Below are 13,804 nucleotides of genomic sequence, written 5' to 3' on the forward strand. Positions count from 1 at the left end.
GACATGACCCGCTCATTACGCATCTTCTACATCGCGCTGTTTCTGGTGACCCTGCTGGTGCTTGGTCTGTGGTCGGTGCGCAGCTTCTTCGGCTTCAGCACCAACGCCGATGCGACGGTGCTCAACGGTCGCTGGACCAAAGCGGTGGAAACCCACTACGACGACGAATTCCCGATCAAGCGCCTGGGCACCAACCTCTGGGCCGCGCTGGATTTCAAACTGTTCAACGAAGGTCGTCCGGGCGTGGTGCTCGGTCGCGATCAGTGGTTGTACAGCGATGAGGAATTCAACCCGATCGTCAACGAAGAGCTGAACCTGCAAGGCAACTACGCGCTGGTCGAAGGCGTGCGCCAGACCCTGAAAGAGAAAGGCGTGAAACTGGTGATGGCGATCGTGCCGGCCAAGGCTCGCCTGTACCCGGAACACCTGGGTGAAGTGAAACCGGCGAGCATCCACGCCAACCTCTATCAGGACTTCCACGCCCGTGTCGCGGCGGACAAGATCCTCGCCCCCGACCTGCTCGGCCCGCTGCAAGCGGCCAAGCAGAACGGTCAGCAAGTGTTCCTGCGCACCGACACCCACTGGACCCCGGAAGGCGCGGAAATCGCCGCCAACACCCTGGCCAGGACCATCGCCGACAAGTTCCCGCTCAGTGGCGAGCCGCAGCGCTTCGTCACCACCCCGGCGGAGAAGGTCACGCACAAGGGCGACCTGCGTCTGTTCCTGCCGCTGGATCCGCTGTTCGAAAACCTGATGCCGGCCAAGGAACCGCTGCAAAAGCGCAACACCGTGGCCGTCGAGCAACCTGCCGGGGACGACGCCCTGTTCGCCAACAACGAAGTGCCGGTCGCGCTGATCGGCACCAGCTACAGCGCCAACCCGAACTGGAACTTCGTCGGTGCGCTCAAGCAAGCCCTGCACAGCGACGTCGTCAACTACGCAGAAGACGGCCACGGCCCGATCCTGCCGATGCTCAGCTACCTGAAAAGCGATGACTTCAAGAACAGCCCGCCACAAGTGCTGATCTGGGAGTTTCCTGAACGATATCTGCCTGTGAACAACGAAATCGGCGACGCCGACCCGCAGTGGGTCGCAGAGCTTAAACAAGCCGGCGCGCGCCAACAAAACGTAGCTGTAAACACTAAATCCGAGACGCCCGATCGGGCGCAAAACTGAAAGAGAGGTACACCATGACTTTCACTACAACTCCTCGTCGTCTCGCTAAACGCTTCGCTCTGGTTGCGGGTCTGAGCGTGCTGTCGGTCCAGGCCTTCGCCGGTGGCGACGCTGCGCTGTACGGCCCGACTGCACCGAAAGGCTCGACCTTCGTGCGCGTCTACAACGCCAGCAACGCTGAAGTCAGCGCCACCGTCGGCAGCACTAACCTCGCCGACGTCGCGCCGCTGGCCAGCAGCGACTTCAGCTTCATGCCGGGCGGTGATTACAGCGCCAAGGTCGGCAGCCAGACCCTGCCGGTGAAACTCGCCGGTGACCACTACTACACCCTGGTCAACAACGCTTCCGGCGCGCCGCAACTGATCGAAGAACCGCCGTTCAAGAACAAGCAGAAATCCCTGGTGCGCGTGCAGAACCTCAGCGACAAGTCGCTGACCCTGAAGACCGCCGACGGCAAGACCGACGTGGTGCCGAACGTGGCCGCCAAGGGCCGTGGCGAGCGTGAAATCAACCCGGTGAAAGTCAGCCTGGCGCTGTACGAAGGTGACAAGAAAGTCGGCGACGTCAAACCAGTCGCCCTGGAGCGCGGTGAAGCAGCCGTGCTGTACGTCACCGGCAACGGCAGCAACCTGTCGCCAGTCTGGGTGAAACGCCCGGTGTCGACTCGCTAATCGCTCGAGCTATCAGCTACAAGCCTCAAGCTGCAAGTGAAGTGCTTCTAACTCGCCGCTTGCAGCTTGCAGCTCCCAACTGCATTTTTAGGAGTAAACAATATGATTCCGGTGATCTTGTCAGGTGGTAGCGGCTCACGTCTTTGGCCGCTTTCGCGCAAGCAGTTTCCCAAGCAGTTCCTCGCCCTGACCGGCGAACACACACTGTTCCAGCAAACCCTCGAGCGTCTGGTGTTCGAAGGCATGGACACCCCGATCGTGGTCTGCAACAAGGATCACCGCTTCATCGTCAACGAGCAGTTGGCCAGCCGCAATCTGGAATGCCAACGCATCCTGATGGAACCGTTCGGGCGCAACACCGCGCCGGCCGTGGCCCTGACCGCGATGATGCTGGTCAATGAAGGTCGCGACGAATTGATGCTGGTGCTGCCGGCCGACCACGTTCTGGAAGACCAGAAAGCCCTGCAACGTGCCCTCGCTCTGGCCACCGTTGCCGCCGAAAACGGCGAGATGGTGCTGTTCGGCGTGCCGGCCACCAAACCGGAAACCGGTTACGGCTACATCAAGTCCACCGGTGATTCGCTGCTGCCGGAAGGCGTCAGCCGCGTCTCGCACTTCGTGGAAAAACCCGACGTCAAACGCGCCACCGAGTACGTAGAGTCCGGCGGTTACTACTGGAACAGCGGCATGTTCCTGTTCCGCGCCAGCCGCTTCCTCGAAGAACTGAAAAAGCATGATCCGGACATCTACGACACCTGCCTGCTGACCCTCGAGCGCAGCCAACAGGATGCCGATACCGTCACACTGGACGAAGCCACCTTCGCCTGCTGCCCGGACAACTCCATCGACTATTCCGTGATGGAAAAAACCCAGCGCGCCTGCGTGGTGCCGCTGACCGCCGGCTGGAGCGATGTCGGTTGCTGGTCGTCGCTGTGGGAGGTCAACGAGAAGGACGCCAACGGCAACGTCAGCAAGGGCGACGTGGTGATCCAGGACAGCAGGAACTGCATGATCCACGGCAACGGCAAACTGGTGTCGGTGATCGGTCTGGAAAACATCGTCGTGGTCGAAACCAAGGACGCCATGATGATCGCCCACAAGGACAAGGTCCAAGGCGTCAAGCAGATGGTCAACACCCTCAACGCCCAGGGCCGCAGCGAAACCCAGAACCACTGCGAGGTGTACCGTCCGTGGGGCTCGTACGACTCGGTGGACATGGGTGGCCGCTTCCAGGTCAAGCACATCTCGGTCAAGCCGGGCGCGTGCCTGTCGCTGCAGATGCACCACCACCGCGCCGAACACTGGATCGTGGTCAGCGGAACCGCCGAAGTGACCTGCGACGAGAACGTGTTTCTGCTCACTGAAAACCAGTCGACCTACATCCCGATCGCCTCGGTGCATCGCCTGCGCAACCCGGGCAAGATCCCGCTGGAAATCATCGAAGTGCAGTCGGGCTCATACCTGGGCGAAGACGATATCGAGCGCTTCGAAGATATCTACGGTCGCTCCACCCCGGTCGAACGCGGCGTGTCGGTGAAAACCATCGCGCAGTAAGCGTTCCGTAACAAGAAGCCCCCGTCCAGCCCGCTGCGTCCCCTATCCGCAGCGGGTTGGGCGGGGGCTTTTTTCAGCCCGTCTTGCGCCTGTCACTCGGAATGACTGCTCGGCTCATGGTTTTCCTGATACGTGTCTGTGGATAAACCGAAACCGATGCATTGGTTTTCTTGAAAAACCCGGTGCTGCCAGGGCTGTAACGCTCGATTCCGCTGGAGCCCTGAATGGTCTGATAATGGATGTTCCATTGCTGCTGTTTGCGGTCGTACTTCATGAAAGCGAAACCGGTCGTGAGGTTTTCCTGACGGCCCTGATCATCCGGTGCATAACCATAATCCTGATATTCCATGGCGGCGGCCTGCCCCATTCCGTGGCCTTCGGAGAGATCGTTGTATTGGGCATTTTCATATCCGCCTTCCACATGCCGGACACGCAGCACGTTGTCGTTGAGTTGATCCACCGTCAGTGAGCAACCGCTGAAACCGGGGGTAAATACATAGTCAGGCTGAGTACCTGTCGGATGCAGCGGAATATCGACATAGCCACCCTGAGGCGCCCAATACCCGGATACCGCGTTGTTCTGGTCAGGGATCTCGCCATTGGGAATATCGACGATCCGCAAAGCATTGAATTCCCCACTGCCAGCACCGGAATAAGTCATGCGATCCATACTGAAAATAAACTCGGCGCCACCGTTACGGCGGCTCAACTGCGCGACGGTTTCGTTCGAGTAACGTCCGGGAGTGGGGTCCAGCAGTTTGGTACTGACCTCAATCCTGCCCAGCTCGCCAATCTCCAGCGACTTTCGGATGTTGCCAGACATGCCTGTTGCGGGCACTCCGCGCCGAGGTGCGCCGCTTTTCACCTCCAGAGCTCCGGTCATCAATCGATCAGCCCCCGTCGCGATAACAGGCTGCCACAATCCGTTGGCCAGCCTTCTACGCGTGACCGCCCCCTCGTCATCGGTGAAGGTGAGTGGATTGTTGCGAACCATTCGGTAGAGGTTGGCACCGTCGCCATGACCGGCAGGGTCCGCACTGGACCAGCGTTGTAGCCATGGGATGTAGTAACGCAGACCAAAGTAGTCGAGCCCGGAGGCATCGCGCTCCTTGCCCGAGTAACGGACGAATTTGCAGCTGAATTCGCCGTCCCGCCAGGCGCTGGTGCCGAAAGGGTGAAACCTTTCGCGGTTGATCATCGCGCCGTCAGCGGCGGTTTCCAGACAGACCGAACCCAGATGATCGACATGTTGATATCTATACCGATTGTTGATTCCCGAAGGCGGCGGGCTTTCCCAGTGCTGTACTCGAGCGTTGTCGGCAATGATGACTTGCACCCGTTCGCCGGTGCCGTTGTCGATGCGCAATTCCAGTCCAGGTAAATAGCGCACATCGGAAACCAGGGTGCGGGCGTTGGTTCGTAATGAGCGGATCTTGCGTACTCGCTGACTGCCAGACGCGTAGAGATAGACCTCTTGGTCGGCGAGCCCGAAGGTGCGCTCCACCGGGCTGACTGATTGCAGTTGGTTGCGCAGGTTCCAGCTCAGTATCCGCCCCGGCTCCAGCTGCAACACGTTGCCTCTGCGGTCGTAGGCGGCTTCGATTTGAGCGTCGTCGGGAGGTGTGTCGTCATAAGGCAGAGCGCGGTTGCTGTAACTCGCCGGTTGCAGTTTGCGCCCGTGACTTTGTGCGCCCGCATGAGTCAGCCTGCGCAGGTTGCCAGCGGGATCATATTCGTAAGTCTGCTGATAGTTACTGACAACCGCCGGATCGACGCGCCCTATCGATTGCGGGCCCTGCCTCGCCATTCCGGCTTCCCAGCCCGACGCCATGATCAACTGGTCAAGGCTGTCGTAGACAAAGCGGCTGACCGGATCGATTCGCTGGTTGGCGAAGTAACGGATCGGCAGCGCCTTGTCTTCGATACTCAGGACATTGCCAGTCCTGTCGTATCCATAACGCAAGTGTTGCAGCACTCCACCGCGAGTGTCTTCGTCCCGACGGACCATCAGGCGACCGTCTTCGGGCCGATATACGCGGGTGGTCTGCACACCGTTGCCAGCGGTTTCCTGCTCGATACTGCCGTAAGCGTTGTAGTGAATATCGCTGATCAGGATCTGTTCAGCCTCACCCCTCAACTGCAAGCGGCGCTCGCGCAAGCGGCCATCGACGGTCAGCGCGAATGTATGTCGGTTGTCTCGGGCGTCCGTCTGCTCCAGTACATCGCCGAGCGCACCATGGCGCCACCGCGATGTCGCACCGGCGCCGGGTTCCAGCAGCCGCAGACGATCCTCCTCCCGCTCCGGCCAGTCAGTTGCCAGCGGTTCCAGCGTGAAGTGGCGGATGTCCTTGGTGCGGGGACCGCTGATTGCAAACGCGTCGAACAGCACGCTGCCGGCCGGATGATCATGACGAATCAGCTGACCGTACTGGTTTCGCGACTGATCCCCACAGCCGGGATGACCGTAGGTCATTCGCTCTACGCAACGACGTGGCTCGTTTGCGCCTTGTTCGAATATTGCGACTGGTCGCTGCATGAAGTCGCATTCAATGTCGCGTCGCGTCTGCCGGCTGTCCCAACTGAACACTGTTTGCCCGGCGAGCCCCTTCAACTCGATTTGCGTGCCGGCATCAACGCTGTCCGAACGAATCACCGTGGAGTCCAGAGTAAACACCTGCGTCAGGTTGGCCGGTGTCAGAAGGTCTTCGGCTTGTAGTTCCCACAGACGTGGATCCCACTGTTTGATCGCGTTTCCCTGCGGATCATGAAGCACTCGGTTGATCCGGGGCTCGACAGGTCCACCCTGGATTACACGGCAATAGTCGACCGTGCGGACCGGCAAGCCGCGTGGGTCGACCACAGACATCCTCGGCGTATTGGTATGCAAGCTCATGAAGCGCGCTCCCCGCGCGACCGGCATTTCTTACTGCCTCTGGCATCAGAGCAAGCTCAGCGCTGTTTCGGCTACTGTCGGAAATGACAGTCCCGACCAACGGCACCTGCGCGCAATCCGCGAATGTCCATTCCCGCGCCCCTTCGGTAGGATGGCAGGCACAAGTTCAAGGAGCGTTAGAACATGTTCATCGGCGTCTTGCTGGTCATCACCTGGCTGATCCTGCTGTTGCGCTACCCGGCCAAGGCCTTGCCGGTGTCGATGGCCGCCGCTGTGGGCCTGGGGCTGGTGGCGATGTGGGTGGTGTGGCTGGACAATCGCGAGGTCAAGCAGCTGGCGCGTCTGGAACTGCGCATCGTCTATGCCCCCGAACACTGCCCCGCCGACCGTCCGCTGCTGCTCAAGCTGAACAATGGTAACGACGTGCCGCTGACCGAACTGCGCTGGCGCATTGCCGCGTATGCGCCGGGCGACACCGTGAATCTGGCCGACAATCAATACGCCGCCCCGCGCTATCGCGGCCCCGGCGAATTGCAGCCCGGCGGCAACTGGGAAGACTGTCTGCCGATGCCGCCGTTGCGTCCCGGTTATCGCCCGCAAACCCTGGAGTTTCGCGCCGAGCGATTGCAGGGTAGTTTCTCCGACTGATCCCCTCTCCCACTCTTTTGCACAAGGAATGCGCCATGCCCGTTGCGTTGATTACCGGTTGTTCGAGCGGCATCGGCCGCGCCCTCGCCGATGCCTTCAAAACCGCCGGCTACGAGGTCTGGGCCAGCGCGCGCAAGGCTGAAGATGTTGCGGCACTTGCCGCTGCCGGGTTCACGGCCGTGCAGCTTGACGTCAATGACAATGCAGCGCTGGAACAACTTGCCGAGCGAATCAACCAGCAACACGGCGGCCTCGACGTGCTGATCAACAACGCCGGTTACGGCGCCATGGGGCCGCTGCTCGACGGCGGTGTTCCGGCCATGCAGCGCCAGTTCGAAACCAACGTGTTTTCGATTGTCGGCGTGACCCGTGCGCTGTTCCCGGTGCTGCGCCGGGCCAAGGGCCTGGTGGTGAATGTTGGCAGTGTTTCCGGGGTTTTAGTCACGCCATTTGCCGGCGCCTATTGCGCGTCGAAAGCGGCGGTGCACGCGTTGAGCGATGCGTTGCGCATGGAGCTGGCGCCGTTAGGGATTCGCGTCATGGAAGTGCAGCCCGGAGCGATCCAGTCCAGTTTCGCCAGGAATGCCGGGCATGAGGCCGAACAACTGATCAACGAACAATCGCCGTGGTTTCCGTTGCGTGAAGGCATCCGGGCGCGGGCCAAGGCGTCCCAGGACAAACCGACCCCGGCCAGCGAATTTGCTGCCGAGCTGCTCAAGGCTGTGCAGCAGAACAAGCCGCCACGGCTGATCCGCATCGGCAATGGCAGCCGGGCGTTGCCGTTGCTGGCGACGTTGTTGCCGAAAGGCTTGCTGGAATCGACGTTGATGAAGCGCTTCGGGCTGCAAGGGAAACTCTGATCCACAGGTTTGAGCTCGCCAGCGGCGGGCTCAAACCATCACAACCTGGTTACCCCGTAGCGTCAGCGCGGGAACGCCATCAGATTGGGCAAGGATTCAAAGGCTGGAGATTGTCCCGATGCTGCTGGGTATAAGAGCTGGATCGAAATGGCGACTTCCTGGCCCGGGATCAGAAAATACTTGTCTCCCGGTGGTGTGGCCAGTTCGACAATGCCCTCTTTTGCATCATGAACGACGTCAAGCCACGGATTGGCGTAAATTATCGTTCCCACCGGTAAGCCTGCACTTGAAAACTTCCATTGGGCAAACGATTGATTATTTGCTTGGACCATAACGTCGTAACTATAAACCCAGCCGCCGGTCACAATGTCCTGCCATTTTGCAGTAAATACCTGCCGGGCCGAAATGGCCTGTTCCCCATCCGGCTTAACGAGTACAGAAAAGTTCCCTGCCTCATACCGGGGCTGATAATAAACAATGCTTAACATTTCGCACACTTCTGAAGGGTCCATGTTCACAGGTGCTGTAAACGTCAGCGTGCGCCTTGGATTCCATCCTTCAAGTTGATCTTCGGTAATGGTCAAAGTGGCGGACTTTGACGCTTCGGAATAGCTCATCTGCGCACCGCTGGCGGGCATCGAAGCGTGCACAAACGCTGCGCCGTTGTAGGCCCGAAACTGCATACGCGAGCCAACGGGGGGTGGCGCACCATCGGTCAACATTGTAAAGCCCAATGTCACCGTTTCCCCGCTGACTATATGACTGACAAAGTCATCCATCCTGATATCAATCAGTTCCATAACTTAAAACTTCCTATTAAAAAGCCAATAGCTGCCAATGCCTGATTGCAATCGGCAATATTAAAATCAATGAGATAGCGCCTTTATCCAGACGACGAAAAAACACTAACACAGGAATAAAGTCAGGAACCGAAAAACAACAGGCACTTACAATTCAAAAAACTTCAAACACCCCACTAACAACCACAACTAAAAGCACAACTAAAAGCACAAGTCGCGAAAGCACTTATCTCTCGCGACATGCTTGCTTTTAGTTCAAACCCTCAATAACTACCGTGCAGGTAATCCCCGCCGCCAGCAGCACACCCTCCGGCACTTCATCGATGTGAATCCGCACCGGCACCCGTTGCGCCAGACGCACCCAGTTGAAGGTCGGGTTCACATCGGCGATCAGCTCGCGGCTTTCCGGGTTGTCGCGGTCGTAGATGCCACGGGAAATACTTTCCACGTGGCCCTTGAGGACTTCGCCGCTCATCAGCTGCATGTCGGCTTTATCGCCGACGCGCACGTGGGGCAGTTTGGTTTCTTCGAAGAAGCCGTAGACCCAGAACGAGTTCATGTCGACCACAGCCATTTTCGCTTCGCCGATGCGGGCGTAATCGCCGCGATGGACGTTAAGGTTGGTCACGTAGCCGTCCACCGCCGCCCGCACTTCGGTGCGCTTGAGGTTGAGTTCGGCGGCTTCCAGTTGTGCCTGGGCCTGTTGGTAATCGGCCAGCGCCGAGTCGGCGATGTTGCTGGCGTCGTCGCGGTTTTCCTTGGAGATCACCAGGTTGTCGAGGTCGGCGCGGCGATGGGCGTTGACCTTGCGCATCTCCCACGTGGCCTTGCGCGAAGCGACCAGCGACTGCGCCTGTTTCACCGCGAGGCGGTAGTGCTCGGGGTCGATCTGCATCAGCAGATCACCTTTCTTCACCAACTGGTTGTCGCGCACCGGCACGTCGACCACTTCACCGGTGACGTCGGCGGCGACGTTGATGATGTCGGCGCGCACCCGGCCGTCGCGGGTCCACGGGGTGTTCATGTAGTGCTCCCACAACGTGCGGCCGATCCACAGCGCCAGGGCCAGCACCAGCAGGGTCGCGAGCAGGCTGAAAAACTTTTTCATCAGAACGTTCTCAACGGTAGACAGTCAGCGCCATCGCGCCGAACAGACAGGTAAACAGGCTCAGGCGCAACAGCGCCGGGTGCCAGAAGAAGCGGTACAGATCGAACCCCGACAGAAACCTGTCCAGCGCCCAGGCCAGTGCCGCGGCGACGAAAAACATCAGGGTCATGGTCGGCATGTACACGCCGTGGAAGGCGATTTCACGAGGCATGGGCAAGTCCTTCGGGCTTGGCGATGGCGTAGGCAGCAAGGGGCGATTGCGGGTCGAGCAACGAGGTGCGGATGAAGTGCAGATAGCTTTTCACCCGCCGCAGTGCCGAGGTATCGAAGTGCGGGGCGAACGGCTCGTCAGTGGCGGCGACCCGGCTGATCGCGTGATCGACCGCGACCAGCGCGCGTTCCAGATTGCTCGAATTCGGTTGCAGGAACAGCCGCACCAGCGAACGCCCCATGACCCTGATCGCCTGACGCCAAGGCTGCGATTCGGCATACGCCGGGTGCACCGGCAGGATCGCCTGTTCCTTGCGCAACTCGATGATCGCGTGGCCGACTTCCAGCACCACGAACATCCAGCGCAGCAGGTTTTTCTGCACCAGCGGCTGACCGGCCGCCAGCCCATAAGCCTGATGCATCAGGTCGCGGGTACGGCTTTCGAAACTCGACGCCAGGCCCTTGAGTTTGCCGCTGATCGCGTACACCACTTGTCCGCGCAGGTCCTGCTCCAGGCGCTGCCACAACCAGCGGCTGTTCGGCGGCAGAATGATCGCGCCCGCCGCTGCGCAGACCAGCATGCCCATGACCATGGCGATGTAGTCGTTGATGAAGGTGTAGGGGTTGTAGATCGTCAGGTTGTCCGGCACCGAACCGGTACTGAAAAAAATCAGCAGCCCGAGGCCGACACCGGCATATTGCGGCCGCGAGGTGAGGAACGAACCGAGCACGATCACCGGCGCGAGCATCACGCACAACAGTGGAAAACCGTCGATCCACGGGAAAATGAAAAACATCTCGACGAAGCCGATCAACGCCCCGAGGAACGTGCCGCAGGCCATCTGGAACGCCATGCGTTTCGGGTTCGGCGTGGCGGCCGACAGGCCCACGGTAGCGGCAGCGATCAGGGTCATGGTCGCGCCGCTCGGCCACGCAGTGGCGACCCAGTAACTGCCAAGCACGATCAGAATGAATGACGCACGAATCCCCGAAGCCGCTGCAGCCCACCAACTGGTTTGCGGGGTGAACGGCTCATCCCAGCGCTCGCGTTCGTGGCTGTGATCGGCCAGAGACGCGTGGGTCTGTGCATAACTGTGCAAGTCATCGACGAAGCGATAGAGCAGCTCGTATGCGGTGTGGAAATCCAGCTGCTCGGCGTCGCTCGGTTCACTCTCCTGGAAGATCGCCCGCAGACTGCGCACCCGCGCCGGCAAGCCTTCCTTGTACGCCGCCAGCGCCAGCACCAGACGCGCCGCATCCGGGCTGGTCAGGGCGCGGCCACTGAAGCCGTCGAGCACTTCGGCCAAGTCCTGCAGGCCCGGTTTGATCGCCGCTTCCACATGATCGGCACCGTTGTTGCGCAGGCGTTCGAGCAACTGGTGCAAGGCGTTGAAACGGGTGGTGATGCCCATGAACTCGCTGTTCAGGCGACTGAGCCGGCCGTTGCGTCGACGCATGTGCGGGTCTTCGAATACGGTCACGCTGCGCAGCCCTTCCAGCCCTACCGCTTCGGCGATGAAGCGTACGTTGCTGGCCTCGAACGACTCCGGTTTGCTGCGCCCGCGCAGGCCATCGGTGACGAACAACGCGAACACACCGAAGCGCTGATACAAGGCGTTGCGCATCGCGGCGCTGGCGGTTTGCGGCAGGAACGCGGCACTGACCAGGGTCGAACAGAGAATACCCAGCGAGATTTCCAGCACCCGCCACACCGCCGCCATGAACGCACCGTCAGGATGGGCCAGCGCCGGCAGACCGACCATCGCGGCGGTGTATCCGGCCAGCACAAAACCGTAGGCGCGAAAGTTGCGGCAACGGGCGGCGCCGGCCGAGCAGATGCCGACCCAGATCGCCAGTGAACCGAGGAACAGTTCAGTGTTCTGGGCGAACAGTGAAATCAGCGTGACCATCATCGCCGACCCGGCCAGGGTGCCGAGAAAACGGTAGAAACTCTTGGCGAACACCTGACCGCTCTGCGGCTGCATGACGATGAACACGGTGATCATCGCCGTGCGCGGCTGCGGCAGTTCCAGACGCATCGCCAGCCACAGGGTCAGGAATGCGGCGATCAACACCTTGAAGATGTAGACCCAGGTCACGCCGTCGCTGCGCGCCCAGTCGAATAAGCCCCGGCGCCATTCCAGGGAGTAGAGCCAGCGTAAAGGTGCGGGCAAGGGAGTCATTAAGGCTTGCTCAGTGGTCGAGGGCTTGAAGAAGGGCCGGGGTTTTCGGGGCGGCGGTCTGTGCGGCAGTCGGCACGTCTTTACCCGCACCAAGTCCACCACCCAATGCCGTCACCAGTTCCGCATGGGCACTCAACCGCGCTGCCTGCACCTGCTGCTGCACCTGCTGCTGTTTGAACAGCAAGGTCTGCGCATTGAGCACGTTGAGGTAATCGGTGAGCCCGCGCTTGTAGGCGATCATCGCGATGTCGTAGGTCTTCTGCGCCGTGGCCACGGATTCGGCGGCGAATGTCTGCTGCTTGTCCATCGACTCGCGGCGGATCAACTGATCCGAGATGTTCTTCAGCGCATTGACCAGGGTCTGGTTGTAATGCGCGACGGCGATGTCATAACCCGCCGACGCTTCGCCGAGCTCCGCACGCAGTCGCCCGCCGTCAAAGATCGGCAGCGAGATCGCCGGCCCGACGTTGTAGTTGAGTTTCTTGCCGGTCAGGAACTCCAGCGCCCCGCCGCCGGTGGCCATGTAGCCGAGGCTGCCGACCAGATCGACGTTAGGGTAAAACCCGGCATGCGCCACATCGATCCCGCGCGCCTGCGCCGCCACTTGCCAGCGACTGGCGACCACGTCCGGACGCTGGCCGAGCAGTTCGGCGGGCAGTGCCGACGGCAGTTTGAGCGCTGTGCCAAGGGACAGGGTCGGCCGCTGCAATTGCGCGCCGGCGCCCGGCCCCTTGCCGGCCAGTGCAGCGATCTGGTTGCGGCTCAGGGCGATTTCTTCGTCCAGCGCATCCAGTTGCCGATGGGTTTCCGGCAGCGGGGTTTCGGCCTGGCTGACTTCGAAGTGGGTGCCGATCCCGCCGTCCAGGCGTTTCTGTGCCAGTTCGAGAATCTGCTGTTGCTGCTTGAGCGTCGCCGCCACGATATCGCGCTGGGCGTAATGCAGCGACAGCTCGATATAGGCGCGCACGATGTTGTTCTGCAATTCGAGTTGCGCCTGCCGCGCCTCGGCCGCGCTCATGTGCGCCAGATCGACCGCACGCTCGGTGCTGTTGCTTTCACGCCCCCAGAGGTCGAGGGCGTAACTGAAACCCAGCGCGGCGTTGTTGTCCCAGGTGGTGCTGTTGGCCAGCTCACCGGGGCCGTAGAACGGGTCGGTCGGCCAGTTGTGGCGCTTGAGGGTCGACTCGCCATTGATCTGTAACGACTCGGCGGCCTCGGCGACACCGGCCATGGACCGGGCCTGACGCACGCGCGCGGCGGCCATGGCCAGGGTCGGGCTGCCCTGCACGGCGAGGTCGATCCAATGGTTGAGTTGCGGGTCACCGTAGGCTTGCCACCATTGGGCGGTGGGCCAGTTTGCGTCACGGGCGGCGTGGGCGATGGCCTCGTCGGTGGCCAGTTCATTAGCCTCCAGAGCCTTGCCCTTTGGGGCAATTCCTCCGGTTCCAATGCAGCCGCCGAGACCTAACGAAAGAGCCAGAACACTGAGCGGCAAAAGCGCTCTGTTGATGCGACGCGGCACTGCTGCGAATTCCTGAGGTGGGAGATGTTTCGAGGTGGGCGCAATTCTAGGGGGGCGCCATTACGGCGATAAGCTGGGAATCCTGTGAATCTTTGTTACCGTTAACGAGATAATCCCTTGGTCGGGGGTCTCAGACCCTGAAACTTCGTGTCACAATTTGCCATCTCCCTTGAGAGCAC

Annotated in this window: 11 protein-coding genes; 5 read left to right on the forward strand and 6 right to left on the reverse strand. The window is 60.7% G+C overall.

What is annotated here, in order from left to right; genetic code table 11:
- Window positions 1–3 precede the first annotated feature (3 nt).
- The 3 genes from BMZ46_RS06975 (at window position 4) to BMZ46_RS06985 (ending at window position 3,401) form a co-directional block, all read left to right on the forward strand.
- Complete coding sequence (locus BMZ46_RS06975) at window positions 4–1,176, forward strand: alginate O-acetyltransferase (RefSeq protein WP_074691166.1); 1,173 nt, start codon at window positions 4–6, stop codon at window positions 1,174–1,176.
- 14 nt (window positions 1,177–1,190) lie between these two features.
- The gene (locus tag BMZ46_RS06980) at window positions 1,191–1,847 is read left to right on the forward strand and encodes an alginate O-acetyltransferase AlgF (RefSeq protein WP_039769442.1); all 657 of its coding nucleotides are present in this window, start codon (window positions 1,191–1,193) and stop codon (window positions 1,845–1,847) included.
- 102 nt (window positions 1,848–1,949) lie between these two features.
- Window positions 1,950–3,401, forward strand: coding sequence for a mannose-1-phosphate guanylyltransferase/mannose-6-phosphate isomerase (locus tag BMZ46_RS06985; protein ID WP_039769441.1), 1,452 nt, complete (start codon window positions 1,950–1,952; stop codon window positions 3,399–3,401).
- 73 nt (window positions 3,402–3,474) lie between these two features.
- Here BMZ46_RS06985 and BMZ46_RS06990 read toward each other — a convergent pair whose 3' ends face one another.
- On the reverse strand, window positions 3,475–6,294 hold the full coding sequence (locus tag BMZ46_RS06990; RefSeq protein ID WP_092163859.1) for an RHS repeat-associated core domain-containing protein: 2,820 nt from the start codon (window positions 6,292–6,294) through the stop codon (window positions 3,475–3,477).
- A 183-nt stretch (window positions 6,295–6,477) separates the two neighbouring features.
- Here BMZ46_RS06990 and BMZ46_RS06995 point away from each other — a divergent pair, with 183 nt between their 5' ends.
- On the forward strand, window positions 6,478–6,942 hold the full coding sequence (locus tag BMZ46_RS06995) for a hypothetical protein (protein ID WP_039769436.1): 465 nt from the start codon (window positions 6,478–6,480) through the stop codon (window positions 6,940–6,942).
- A 35-nt stretch (window positions 6,943–6,977) separates the two neighbouring features.
- Complete coding sequence (locus BMZ46_RS07000) at window positions 6,978–7,802, forward strand: SDR family oxidoreductase (RefSeq protein WP_074691704.1); 825 nt, start codon at window positions 6,978–6,980, stop codon at window positions 7,800–7,802.
- 62 nt (window positions 7,803–7,864) lie between these two features.
- Here BMZ46_RS07000 and BMZ46_RS07005 read toward each other — a convergent pair whose 3' ends face one another.
- From BMZ46_RS07005 to BMZ46_RS07025, 5 genes are all read right to left on the reverse strand, one after another.
- Window positions 7,865–8,602, reverse strand: coding sequence for a hypothetical protein (locus BMZ46_RS07005; protein WP_074691707.1), 738 nt, complete (start codon window positions 8,600–8,602; stop codon window positions 7,865–7,867).
- Between the two features lie 250 nt (window positions 8,603–8,852).
- Window positions 8,853–9,710: an efflux RND transporter periplasmic adaptor subunit gene (locus tag BMZ46_RS07010; RefSeq protein ID WP_039769432.1), complete on the reverse strand. Its 858-nt coding sequence runs from the start codon at window positions 9,708–9,710 to the stop codon at window positions 8,853–8,855.
- A gap of 10 nt (window positions 9,711–9,720) precedes the next feature.
- Window positions 9,721–9,921: a DUF1656 domain-containing protein gene (locus BMZ46_RS07015; RefSeq protein ID WP_003221811.1), complete on the reverse strand. Its 201-nt coding sequence runs from the start codon at window positions 9,919–9,921 to the stop codon at window positions 9,721–9,723.
- Window positions 9,911–12,103 (reverse strand): FUSC family protein, encoded by a 2,193-nt coding sequence (locus BMZ46_RS07020; RefSeq protein WP_074691710.1) that lies wholly within the window; start codon window positions 12,101–12,103, stop codon window positions 9,911–9,913. Before BMZ46_RS07020 ends, BMZ46_RS07015 begins: the two co-directional genes overlap by 11 nt.
- Window positions 12,104–12,113: 10 nt before the next feature.
- Entirely contained in the window at window positions 12,114–13,625 is a 1,512-nt protein-coding gene (locus tag BMZ46_RS07025; RefSeq protein WP_074691713.1) for an efflux transporter outer membrane subunit, read from the reverse strand.
- Window positions 13,626–13,804 lie beyond the last annotated feature (179 nt).

Origin of the sequence: Pseudomonas sp. NFIX49 (assembly GCF_900115915.1) — a bacterium.
GTDB lineage: Bacteria > Pseudomonadota > Gammaproteobacteria > Pseudomonadales > Pseudomonadaceae > Aquipseudomonas > Aquipseudomonas pharyngis.

Coding starts and splice junctions, on each gene's coding strand:
- BMZ46_RS06975 (WP_074691166.1), top strand. CDS start 4: ATGACCCGCTCATTACGCATCTTCTACATCGCGCTGTTTCTGGTGACC.
- BMZ46_RS06990 (WP_092163859.1), bottom strand. CDS start 6,294: ATGAGCTTGCATACCAATACGCCGAGGATGTCTGTGGTCGACCCACGC.
- BMZ46_RS06995 (WP_039769436.1), top strand. CDS start 6,478: ATGTTCATCGGCGTCTTGCTGGTCATCACCTGGCTGATCCTGCTGTTG.
- BMZ46_RS06980 (WP_039769442.1), top strand. CDS start 1,191: ATGACTTTCACTACAACTCCTCGTCGTCTCGCTAAACGCTTCGCTCTG.
- BMZ46_RS07005 (WP_074691707.1), bottom strand. CDS start 8,602: ATGGAACTGATTGATATCAGGATGGATGACTTTGTCAGTCATATAGTC.
- BMZ46_RS06985 (WP_039769441.1), top strand. CDS start 1,950: ATGATTCCGGTGATCTTGTCAGGTGGTAGCGGCTCACGTCTTTGGCCG.
- BMZ46_RS07020 (WP_074691710.1), bottom strand. CDS start 12,103: ATGACTCCCTTGCCCGCACCTTTACGCTGGCTCTACTCCCTGGAATGG.
- BMZ46_RS07015 (WP_003221811.1), bottom strand. CDS start 9,921: ATGCCTCGTGAAATCGCCTTCCACGGCGTGTACATGCCGACCATGACC.
- BMZ46_RS07010 (WP_039769432.1), bottom strand. CDS start 9,710: ATGAAAAAGTTTTTCAGCCTGCTCGCGACCCTGCTGGTGCTGGCCCTG.
- BMZ46_RS07000 (WP_074691704.1), top strand. CDS start 6,978: ATGCCCGTTGCGTTGATTACCGGTTGTTCGAGCGGCATCGGCCGCGCC.